Origin of the sequence: Bombella pollinis (assembly GCF_026385485.1) — a bacterium.
In the GTDB taxonomy this organism is placed as follows: Bacteria; Pseudomonadota; Alphaproteobacteria; order Acetobacterales; family Acetobacteraceae; genus Bombella; species Bombella pollinis.
This window is the reverse complement of sequence record NZ_JANIDX010000002.1, coordinates 283922-293840: the sequence shown is the minus strand read 5'-3', so window position 1 is coordinate 293840 and position 9919 is coordinate 283922. Positions and strand designations below refer to the sequence as shown.

Genomic DNA, 9919 nt, shown 5'->3' with positions numbered 1-9919 from the left:
AGTATTTAAAAGGGTTGTCTGCCTTGATACGTTAGTCAGTTGACTTTCTTTATAAGTTTTTATCAAATGAATGTACTTATAAGTAGACTATAATTATTTTTGATATATTATCGAGTATCTTACGAATTGACTTACTATACATTTTTAATGATTATTGGAATAGTAATTTTAATCAGATTATAGTTAACGTGTTAGGAGCGGATAAAATATCTCTTTGTGAAAGAGATACCTACTTCATTGTAAAAATCGACTAACTTAACCAATGCAATGACTGTGTTGATCCTGTGACAGAATGGTGTCAAGGCAAGGAAGATTCTTGGTGAATATATTTCCACGGTGAAAGGAAGTTTTGGGGAGTTAAGATTTAGATAATGAAAGAGATGTTTTTGTGTTGTAAAAAATGAAGATAGATTTTATTATTCTTTAGTTAATTATTTTTAAATTGATATTAATTTGGGTGTTTATTTTGTAGAATATTCATATTTGTTTGGAGAAAATCCAATATTAAAAAATTAAATGTATCTATACATAATAATATAAATTATAGACTTCAAAATATTTATATTAATCTATATTGGAATGAAATGAAAAATGAGATTTTTTTGATTTTATGTTCTTTCAGTTTTGATTTTAATCCTTTAGTAAGTCATTATGTCACTCATATGTAAGCGAGTGCAAATTCGTAGTTTCGCGGGGAGAGGGTAATGAATATCAAACGAGGAATGTTCCTAGCGTTTTGTGTCGCAACAGGGGCGATAGCGTCTTCTGCTTCTTCTTGGGCGGCTGATGGGACACAGGCGACGCCGGTTGTTATTTCTGGCTCAGCGGCAGCATGGACGTATCGTTGTGTGTTTCCTGCGGATAATCTTTCACAAGGTCCTCAAGTATGTTTAGCCCAGCAGGCCTTAACAGTGCAGGGTGATAAGGGAAAAACCGAGGCATTGGGTGCGGTTATTTTAGCGCGCGCAACGGAGAATGTTACCACAACGCCACTTACACGCCGTCCGTGGCGGTTGACGGCTATGGTGCCGCTTACTCTTTCTTTAAAGACGGATGTACGTGTTGTTTTGGACGACAATCCTCCTATCAAATTGTCGTGGCAATCTTGCGCTACGGCGGGCTGTATGGCTTCGCTTGATTTGTCGGCAGACCAGGTTACGCGGTTAAGGGTGGGGAAGACAGGCCACATCATAGCAGATAAAGTTGGAGGCGGTACGCTGACCATCAATTTTGCGCTTGATGGCTCTAATGCTGCTTTGCATCAACTAGATAGTTGGATTCAAAAGTCGCCTTTCCGTCAGTAAAATAACTCAAGGGAAGGTTCTTCTCTTATAGAGGTTTGGTTGCCCCTGTTCCGACATTTTGGACAGGGGCAATTTGATTCGGGCCCTTTCATTGTTGGTTAGAATCTGGGGGCTGCCAAGCTGATAAAGGCGATGGGAGCCTTAAAATAGGACTATATATAGTAGTAATTTTTCTCATTTATCACATGATATGGTGTCTCATTCATCTGATTCGCGCTCTTATAAAAAACTTTAATAACTCCCATAATTGGCTATTTTCTCACTTTTTTAGCCTGCCTCTGGGGAGAGTAAGGGGTAAAGTGTTATCTTCTTGTTGCAAGTGATAAGAGTTCTCATCTAACGTCACTCTTGAAGCAAGTCGCAAAGAGGGAGAGGCCCCATGACCGTCCAAATCGCAGAACAGCATGGTACTTATGCTATGCCCATGGCCACATTGGTGCGGGAGGAGCAAACAGCCTTATGGGCGTTGCGTTATTTATTAGGACCGCGGTGCTGGCGGCGTTCTAAGTCTTTAGCAGGGCTGGTAGGACAAGAGGCGGAGCGTTTGCAGGAGCGGTTTCAGTCCTTGTTCCTCCATGCTGTTTGCGCCACAGCCGCTTTGGAATATTCTGCAACGGAGTCTCATCTGCTTGACCTCCTTGCAGCGATGCAAAATGCACCGGAGGAGCAGGTTCTTCATACGTCATTAGGGGAGGCGTTGATGCATCTTGGTCAGGCTTTAGCGGCGTATGGATATTGGTTGCCTACGCGGGAGAGGGCGGAGGAAAGCATGATAAAAATGCCAATGCCAGCCCTGGCGCAAGATAATTATCCAGCGATGATGGAAGCCGCTGAATAATAAATATCCTCCTGAAATTGGATAAGATTGTTCATTCTGTCTTGAATCCAAATTGATGGCGGTGTTTCTATACGGGTTCTTTGTCACAAACGGCTGGAGCCTAAAGTGGAAGTTCAGTCCATTATCTTCCCAGAAGGGATGTCTCTCCAATGTGGGGAGGTCATCGCTCCGCTGGAGGTGGCCTATCAGACTTATGGTACACTCTCGCCAAAGCGGGATAATGCGATTGTCATTTGCCATGCTTTTACGGGAGACCAGTTTGTCGCCAGCCCGCACCCTGTTACGGGGAAGCCGGGCTGGTGGTCGCGTATGGTTGGCCCCGGCTTGCCGATTGATACAGAGCGTTTTTTTGTCATCTGTGCCAATGTCTTAGGGGGCTGCATGGGGACGACCGGCCCCACGACTATGCGGGCGGGGACGGGTAAGCCATGGGGGAAGGATTTTCCTCCCATCACAATGCACGACATTGTGGCGGCTCAGGTGAAGGTGATTGATCACTTCGGCATTGAGCAATTATTTGCCGTTATTGGAGGATCGATGGGGGGGATGCAAACCCTCACATGGGCTACAGATTACGCTGAGCGTGTTTTTGCAGCTATGCCGATTGCGACCTCTCCCTTCCAATCGGCGCAGAATATTGCGTTTAATGAGGTCAGTCGACAGGCGATTTATAGTGACCCTGATTGGCATGGGGGGGATTATCAAGCCCATGATGTTATCCCAGCGCGCGGTTTGGCTGTAGCGCGTATGGTGGGGCATATTACTTATCTCTCAGAAGAAGCTCTAACGCGGAAGTTTGGGAGGGAGATACGGCCGGGAACGATGCCCGCCCCCAATTCGCCTTTAGCAGCGTTACCTTTTGGGGGGATGTTTCAGGTCGAAAGTTATCTGCAATATCAAGGCTCTAATTTCACACGGCGGTTTGATGCACATTCTTATCTAACAATTTCTCGTGCGATGGACTTCTTCGATCTCGGCAGCGAGCATGGGGGTAATCTAGCGGCAGCTTTTCAGCAGGTGCGGACGCGTTTTTGTGTTGTGTCCTTCAGCTCGGATTGGCTGTTTCCCACGGCACAATCAAGAATGCTGACGCGGGCGATTAATCAGGCAGGGGGACATGTCTCTTTTGTGGAGATTGAGAGCGACCGTGGCCATGATGCCTTTCTGTTAGAAGAGCCGGATTTTGATCGCACAGTGCGCGGTTTTTTAAACGGCGCGGCGCGTCATGCGGGCTTACCAGCGGGGAGGGATGATCATGCGGTTTGATCAAGAATTGATTGCGACTATGGTCGCACCGCAGAGTCGGGTGCTGGATATTGGGAGCGGGGATGGCAGTTTGATTGATTATCTCTCCCGCCAAAAAGGCTGTGACGCCCAAGGCTTGGAGCTGGATATGAAGGCCGTGACCCAATCTGTTGCGCATGGTTTGCCCGTTATGCACGGGGATGCTGATGAAGTTTTGGCGGATTATCCAGAAGATACATTTGACTATGTTGTCCTACAGCGCACCCTCCAAGCGGTGGAGCGTCCGCGTGAGGTTTTGCACCATATGTTGCGGATTGGGCGAGCGGCTTTGGTTTCCTTCCCCAATTTTGGGCATTGGCGTTTACGCTGGCATTTAATGCGTACAGGGCGTATGCCTATGACATCGGTTTGGCCAACCCCATGGTATGAGACATCTAACATTCATCCTTGTACGATTTATGACTTCTTCGCTTTATGTGCTGAGGACGGTTATGTGGTGCGGAATTGGATGGTTGTGAATGGGGATAAGCGGTCGCGCTTGGCCGAGCAATCGCCCCATTTGGCGAATATGTTCGGAGAGCAAGCGTTGTTTTTACTGCAAAAACAGGCGCGATAAGGATTGATAGAGCGGGATGTGATTTTTCTCTTGTTATAAGACAAAAACAGTCCTATTTAGAAAGAGACGAGATAAGCCTTCTTTAAAGAAGTGTTTTAGGCGTTCGTTTTATGTGGTGTTGCCAGATGGATGCTGGAATAACGCCGGTTTTTTGAGGAAACATCATGAGCAGTTTTCGCGCGCTCGGTTTGGCGGCCCCCATTTTGCAAGCCTTGGATGAGGAGGGCTATAAGACGCCAACGCCAATCCAAGCAGGGGCGATCCCTCATCTGTTAAAGGGGAAGGACCTTTTGGGTCTTGCGCAGACGGGGACGGGCAAAACGGCAGCATTTGCTTTGCCGATTTTGCATTATTTATTGGAGACGCCTCGCAAAGCGACCCCGCGCGGGGCGCGTGTGTTGGTGCTGGCCCCCACGCGGGAGCTAGTGGCGCAGATAGGTGATAATTTTGCGGCCTATGCGCGGCATATGAAGTTCTCTTACGCTGTGATTTTTGGTGGTGTTGGGCAGAATCGTCAGGTCGAAGCGATGAAACGCGGCGTAGATGTCCTCATCGCTGCCCCGGGGCGTTTGTTGGACCTTGTAGGGCAAGGCCATATCGACCTCTCCACACCGGAGATTGTCGTGCTGGATGAAGCAGACCGTATGTTGGATATGGGCTTTGTGCATGATATTCGTAAGATTGTAGCGCGCTTGCCAGAAAAACGACAGACGCTCCTTTTCTCCGCGACTATGCCAGCCTCTATTCGTGACTTAGCGCATTCTTTGCTGCATGAGCCCGAGACGGTGCAAGTCACGCCGGAATCCAGCACGGTGGATCGTATTCGTCAGGCGGTTCTATTTGTCGATTCAGCTCAAAAGAAAGAAGCTTTGATGATGTTGGTCAATAATGACCGTGTCGTGCGGGCTGTTGTCTTTACGCTGATGAAGCATGAAGCCAATAAAGTGGCAGAATATCTCAGTAAGCATGGGATTCCCGCAGCGGCGATTCATGGCAATAAGTCCCAAGGGGCACGTGAGCGTGCCATGCAAGGCTTTCGGGATGGGAGTGTCCGCGTGTTAGTCGCCACAGATATTGCCGCGCGCGGTATTGATGTGGATGAGGTTTCTCACGTCTTTAATTACGATTTGCCGAATGTGCCAGAGGCTTACGTCCATCGCATTGGCCGTACAGCGCGTGCCGGTCGTGAGGGTTGGGCTGTATCCCTTTGTGAGGCAGAGCAGCGTGCATGGTTAAAAGAGATTGAGAAGCGCATCAGCAAGGCTGTGCCTGTGATTACGGACCATCCTTACCATTCTGATGACGCGCAGAACTCCACATTGCCGCCGCCTGTTTTAGGGGGAGGCCGTGGGCGCGGTGGTCGTGGCCGTGGTGGCCCATCCGGTGGGGGCCGTGGTCGCAGCCCACGGGCGGCGTCTACCCGTCCATCCTCCTCTGGTCGTGGTGGGGCAGGGCGTTCACGCGGGCGGCGGTCGTCCTAAAAAGCTTTGTGGTTATGTGTGTTATGCGTGGCAGCCCCGTTTTATGCGGGGCTGTTTTGCTATGGGGGTGCACCCTACGTTAGGGGGAGGTCATAGGGGTAAAGCTAAGGAGCATCAGATTATGCCAGCACAAGAGACGCATAAACCCGCAGAGCTTATCTGGGGCCATGGGCCGAAAAAATTAGAGGTCTTTTTAGAGCCAACATGCCCCTTTTGTGTGCGGGCCTCACGTAAGTTAATGCCCCTCTTAGCCCATGTAGGGGAGGAGGCTATGACACTGCATATTTATCTCCATTCCCAACCGTGGCATCTCTTCTCTGGCGTGGTGACGCGCTGCATTTTGGCTGCGGCTGCATTGCCAGAGGGGCGCGATAAAGCGTGGCAAACGTTGCGGAGTGTGGGGGATCATCGTGAGGAGTTCGAGTTCGCTCATCATTATGAGGGCGCGAATATGCACACCACGCCGGAAGAATTGTTAGAGCGGCTAGAGGTCTATACGCGGCTTAATCTTGCGGTGCCGTTCCGTCTAGCAAGCGTGACGGAGGCTATTAAAGCCCATACACGTTATGCACGGCACAATAAGATTCATGTCTCACCAAGTTTTATGCTGAATGGCACGTTGGATGAGCGTTTCCAAAGCGGGCAATCGGTGGAGGAATGGGCGGCTCTTTTGAAGTGAGCTAGCATGGTTACGGCGTCTTCATGGCGTTGTAACGCAGTTGCCACGAGATACGGTGTAGTGAGGCATATGGAAAAGATTTTTCATTTAAGGCGGTTTGTGATGAATTACACCGGTATTTTAGTGGTGATGGGGTGGCTGGGTGTTGCCGGTATGCCGGGTGTTGCTGGTGCATATGATGGTCAGTCCGTGCCTTTGGGGCATGTACAGCAGATCAGCGTTATACGGGGGCCCGGTGGTAGTTATGCTGGGAATATCGAGAAGGATGGAACCATAAGGGGAGAAGGTGGCAGCTATCTTGGAAGCATAGAGCGGGATGGGACTGATGGGGATGCCCCACTGTCTGACGCAGACCGGAAGGCAGGTGCTTTGATTCTGCTTCATCGCCTGCCTCACTGACCTTTATGCTGATTCATAGTGCGTGGCAGCCTTCTTCAAGATGTGAGGGAGGCTGTTTTTTTATGTGCTAGGATAAAACTTAGGAAAATTGAATCTCATTGCTTTGGCGAATGCGCGCCAGATGCGGGAAGAGCCGTTGGAAAGCAAAATGATGCATCTCCTCATCCAGCCCCGCGGTGAGGTCCTCTAGGATAATGACGTGATAGCCGTGTTCATGCGCGGCGCGGGCAGTGGATTCCACGCCCATATTGGTAGCGATTCCGCCCAGTACGATAGTGTTTATCCCTCGCCGGCGTAGTTGGAGGTCTAAATCGGTTCCATAAAACGCGCCCCATTGATGTTTTGTAACGCGGAGGTCTCCCTCCCGTGCCAAATCGGGGACGAGTTCCGCCCAATGAGCGGGTAGAGATGTATTGGGGTCATGCAAAGGCTTATCGACAGGGGCGGATAGAGCATCTTTTCCATCAGCAGCAAAGGCGACATTAACCAGCACAACCACTGCTCCAGCGTGGCGGAAACGCTCCGCGACTATCTTGCTCGCAGCTACGACTTCAGCCCCGCTGCGTGGTGCTGTGGGCAGGGAGACAATGCCTTCTTGGAGGTCGATGAGGATAAGGGCTGTGCGGTGAGGGTCAAGCGTATGTGGCATAGAGGGCTCCTAATTACGAAGGGTTAAGTGGTAATTCATGTTGAGGAGGCGCAGCAAGAGAAAGCTATGAAAAGAAGGGGCCATGAGCCTTATGGAGGATGAGATGCACTATATTGGTCTTCTGCTGGCGATAGGATGGTTGGGCGTGATAGGGATGCCGAGTTTCGCGCGGGCCCATACGATACGCTATGAGGGCAGTGCTGATCCCGAGGCACATTTGGAGGTAATGAGCAGCGTGCAAGATGGCATAGGCCATTACGCAGGGACGGTAGATTCACATAATGACGATTCTGGCTTATCTGAGAATGACCAGCGGGGGCATATCAGTCTTGCAAGGGCTGCGCTTGTGCCATGGCAGCATAGGCCCCACCGTGAAGGGGAGGCGATGAAGCGTCTTAAGTGAGAGGAAAGAAAGGTTAGGGATATGCCACATACATCATCACATGAGCATAAAGCCCCCCATGCTAGCAGTTCCCTGCATGAGCTCGCCCGCAAGGCAATTCATTCGCCAAAACTGCTTACAAAGGATGAAGTGTTGGAGCTTGCTCATCACGTTCTCAAAACTGGTGAGCATGCGACAGAGGCAGAGCGCGAGATTGCTAAAAAGGCTCAGCATAACCCAGAAGGGCTAGAGGCCGCACAGATCACCAAGCTTGGAGAGCGCGCCCAGTACGACCATCGCGGCTGATAACGCCCCGAATCCCCTTACAAAACGTAACGGCTCGTCTTCTATCATAGGGAGATGAGCCGTCTTTGTAAGGACGACCTTACATGGCTCGTGGCGGATGGGGTGGGATTCGAACCCACGGTACGCTTCCACGCACGCTGGTTTTCAAGACCAGTTCCTTAAACCACTCGGACACCCATCCAATCTGCGGCTGTTGATACTGTCTCACGCGAATAGCGTCAAGCGGTGTTCGCGGTATGGGGGTATAAAGGGTAAAGAAAAAGCCACCCCGTTATAGAGTGGCTTTTTCCGTATATCCCCGCGAGGGCGAGGAACGTTCTTCCATAGAACCGATGAAATATTCGACTATCGGTTCATCCCCGCAAAGGCGAGGAACTTAGGAACGGCTAAAAAGTGATTACATTTTTTGGATGGATATCGCGATTACTGCAGAAATATCGATCTGCTTCTCATCCGCGGGGTGGTTGATGAGAAGAGGGAGAACGGTAGTTAGTATGAAAAGACTGGTATGTAACCAGTTTTTTATGTTAGAGTGAGGTGCATCATACTTCATGATAATCTCCGTATCTGTTGCATGGAGGCATAGAACTGGTGAGGGGCGACTCACCAGTTCTTTTACCATGGAATAAAGATAGCTCCTTCCATGAAAGAGGTCAACGCATGAAATATCCTACTATCTTCATGAAACCCATCACTCTCCCTTCAGAGCCGCAAATTGCGCCTTCATTGTTGCATTGCCGCGTGTAAGTTTTTTGATGGTGACGTCCTGGGCTTTGTCATTGGCAAGGCGGAGGTTGTTGCCCGAACTCAGCAGGTTTTCTTTGATTTTCTGAAGGTGGGAGATGGATCTATCAATCTCCTCAATCGCTTTGTTAAATTGCTTATGGGCGAGGTCGTAATTGCGGGAGAAGCCGTTTTTAAATGTCTCCAGCTTCTCCTCAAAATTGGTGACATCAATGCTTTGCTGGCGTGTGAGTTCTAGCTCTCTCTTATAGGTTAGTGCATTGGTGGACGCATTGCGAAGGAGGGAGATAATGGGGAGGAAGAATTGCGGGCGGATGATGTACATCTTCGGGTAGCGATGTGAGACATCCACAATGCCTGTGTTATATAGCTCATTTTCTGGCTCTAGCAGGGAGACCAGCACGGCATATTCGCATTTCTTCTCCGTGCGGTCTTTGTCTAACTCTTTGAGGAAATCTTCATTCTTCTTTTTGGTGGCTGTGCTGTCATTTTCGTTCTTCATTTCAAACATGATGGAGAGGATTTCCGTTCCGCTTTCATCCATATCGCGGAAGATGTAATCGCCCTTACTGCCAGAGCGCGCGTCATTATCTTTCTCAAAATACGCGCGCGGGAAGGCCATAGCGCGGGAGCGGTTAAACTCCACCTCGCAATGCTGCTCCAACGTTTCCCCAACCATTTTGGTGGAGAGACGGGCCTTCATGTCCTTTAGCCGCTCGATGTGGTCGTCACGGTCCTTTAGCTGCAACTCGTAACGCTCTTTTAGTTGCGTGGTGGCGAGGCGGCTTTTGAGTTCAGCTTCACTTAAGGTGTTTTGTAGGGTGTCACGTTCCTTCTGAATCGCGTCCACCGCCTTCGTAATAGCAAGCTCTTGCTCTGTTTTGCTTGCTGATAGCTTGGCTTGGAGGGCATGGATTTCCCGCTCCTTAGCTTGCACAGCCTCTTGTAGCTGGGCCTTCTTTTCTGCTTCAGCGAGGCGGGCGGCGGCTTGCTGGTCGGCTTCATGTCGCTCAAGCTGGTTTTTAAGGGCTTGTATTTTCGCATCACGCTCATGAAGGGCCTGATTCATCTCACGCTCGGAGGCCAGCTTAGCGCGCTCGGCAACAAGACGTTCTTCCTGGGCGGCAGCTTCCAACTTTTCATGCAGGGCCTTGGAGAACTCCTTATCGCGCACTTGTTTAACAATGTCAGCATAGCCTGCATTATCAAGCGAGAACGTCTCATGGCAGTGCGGGCAAGTAATGTTATGTGCGGTCATGGAGCAGCTTTCAGAAGG

The 9919-nt window shown here is 49.9% G+C and carries 11 protein-coding genes and 1 tRNA gene; 9 read left to right on the top strand and 3 right to left on the bottom strand.

What is annotated here, in order from left to right; all coding sequences use genetic code 11:
* Nucleotides 1-704 precede the first annotated feature (704 nt).
* The 7 genes from NQF89_RS03380 (at nt 705) to NQF89_RS03350 (ending at nt 6562) form a co-directional block, all read left to right on the top strand.
* The gene (locus NQF89_RS03380) at nt 705-1304 is read left to right on the top strand and encodes an invasion associated locus B family protein (RefSeq protein ID WP_266137492.1); all 600 of its coding nucleotides are present in this window, start codon (nt 705-707) and stop codon (nt 1302-1304) included.
* A gap of 379 nt (nt 1305-1683) precedes the next feature.
* Nucleotides 1684-2142: a hypothetical protein gene (locus tag NQF89_RS03375; RefSeq protein WP_155573394.1), complete on the top strand. Its 459-nt coding sequence runs from the start codon at nt 1684-1686 to the stop codon at nt 2140-2142.
* A gap of 105 nt (nt 2143-2247) precedes the next feature.
* Nucleotides 2248-3408: a homoserine O-acetyltransferase MetX gene (gene metX, locus NQF89_RS03370; RefSeq protein WP_266137491.1), complete on the top strand. Its 1161-nt coding sequence runs from the start codon at nt 2248-2250 to the stop codon at nt 3406-3408.
* Complete coding sequence (gene metW, locus NQF89_RS03365; protein WP_155573393.1) at nt 3398-4003, top strand: methionine biosynthesis protein MetW; 606 nt, start codon at nt 3398-3400, stop codon at nt 4001-4003. Before metX ends, metW begins: the two co-directional genes overlap by 11 nt.
* Nucleotides 4004-4167: 164 nt before the next feature.
* A complete protein-coding gene (locus tag NQF89_RS03360; RefSeq protein WP_266137490.1) occupies nt 4168-5484 on the top strand; it encodes a DEAD/DEAH box helicase in 1317 nt (438 codons plus the stop codon).
* Nucleotides 5485-5605: 121 nt separating this feature from the next.
* Complete coding sequence (locus NQF89_RS03355; protein WP_099027272.1) at nt 5606-6163, top strand: DsbA family protein; 558 nt, start codon at nt 5606-5608, stop codon at nt 6161-6163.
* Nucleotides 6164-6232: 69 nt separating this feature from the next.
* The gene (locus NQF89_RS03350; protein WP_155579456.1) at nt 6233-6562 is read left to right on the top strand and encodes a hypothetical protein; all 330 of its coding nucleotides are present in this window, start codon (nt 6233-6235) and stop codon (nt 6560-6562) included.
* 79 nt (nt 6563-6641) lie between these two features.
* Here the strand turns inward: NQF89_RS03350 and NQF89_RS03345 are convergent, their stop codons facing one another.
* On the bottom strand, nt 6642-7211 hold the full coding sequence (locus NQF89_RS03345) for a hydrolase (protein ID WP_266137489.1): 570 nt from the start codon (nt 7209-7211) through the stop codon (nt 6642-6644).
* Between the two features lie 82 nt (nt 7212-7293).
* Between NQF89_RS03345 and NQF89_RS03340 the strand changes: the two genes are divergently transcribed.
* Nucleotides 7294-7614, top strand: coding sequence for a hypothetical protein (locus NQF89_RS03340; protein WP_155579455.1), 321 nt, complete (start codon nt 7294-7296; stop codon nt 7612-7614).
* 21 nt (nt 7615-7635) lie between these two features.
* The gene (locus NQF89_RS03335) at nt 7636-7899 is read left to right on the top strand and encodes a hypothetical protein (RefSeq protein WP_099027240.1); all 264 of its coding nucleotides are present in this window, start codon (nt 7636-7638) and stop codon (nt 7897-7899) included.
* 91 nt (nt 7900-7990) lie between these two features.
* Here NQF89_RS03335 and NQF89_RS03330 read toward each other — a convergent pair.
* Both NQF89_RS03330 and NQF89_RS03325 read right to left on the bottom strand, forming a co-directional pair.
* Nucleotides 7991-8080 (bottom strand) — tRNA-Ser (locus NQF89_RS03330).
* Nucleotides 8081-8590: 510 nt separating this feature from the next.
* Complete coding sequence (locus NQF89_RS03325) at nt 8591-9901, bottom strand: DUF2130 domain-containing protein (protein ID WP_266137488.1); 1311 nt, start codon at nt 9899-9901, stop codon at nt 8591-8593.
* Nucleotides 9902-9919 lie beyond the last annotated feature (18 nt).

Excerpts from the sequence above, each read along its gene's own strand:
- NQF89_RS03335 (WP_099027240.1), top strand. The coding sequence starts at position 7,636 with ATGCCACATACATCATCACATGAGCATAAAGCCCCCCATGCTAGCAGT.
- NQF89_RS03355 (WP_099027272.1), top strand. The coding sequence starts at position 5,606 with ATGCCAGCACAAGAGACGCATAAACCCGCAGAGCTTATCTGGGGCCAT.
- NQF89_RS03345 (WP_266137489.1), bottom strand. The coding sequence starts at position 7,211 with ATGCCACATACGCTTGACCCTCACCGCACAGCCCTTATCCTCATCGAC.
- NQF89_RS03375 (WP_155573394.1), top strand. The coding sequence starts at position 1,684 with ATGACCGTCCAAATCGCAGAACAGCATGGTACTTATGCTATGCCCATG.
- NQF89_RS03340 (WP_155579455.1), top strand. The coding sequence starts at position 7,294 with ATGAGCCTTATGGAGGATGAGATGCACTATATTGGTCTTCTGCTGGCG.
- NQF89_RS03350 (WP_155579456.1), top strand. The coding sequence starts at position 6,233 with ATGGAAAAGATTTTTCATTTAAGGCGGTTTGTGATGAATTACACCGGT.
- NQF89_RS03325 (WP_266137488.1), bottom strand. The coding sequence starts at position 9,901 with ATGACCGCACATAACATTACTTGCCCGCACTGCCATGAGACGTTCTCG.
- metW (WP_155573393.1), top strand. The coding sequence starts at position 3,398 with ATGCGGTTTGATCAAGAATTGATTGCGACTATGGTCGCACCGCAGAGT.
- NQF89_RS03380 (WP_266137492.1), top strand. The coding sequence starts at position 705 with ATGAATATCAAACGAGGAATGTTCCTAGCGTTTTGTGTCGCAACAGGG.
- NQF89_RS03360 (WP_266137490.1), top strand. The coding sequence starts at position 4,168 with ATGAGCAGTTTTCGCGCGCTCGGTTTGGCGGCCCCCATTTTGCAAGCC.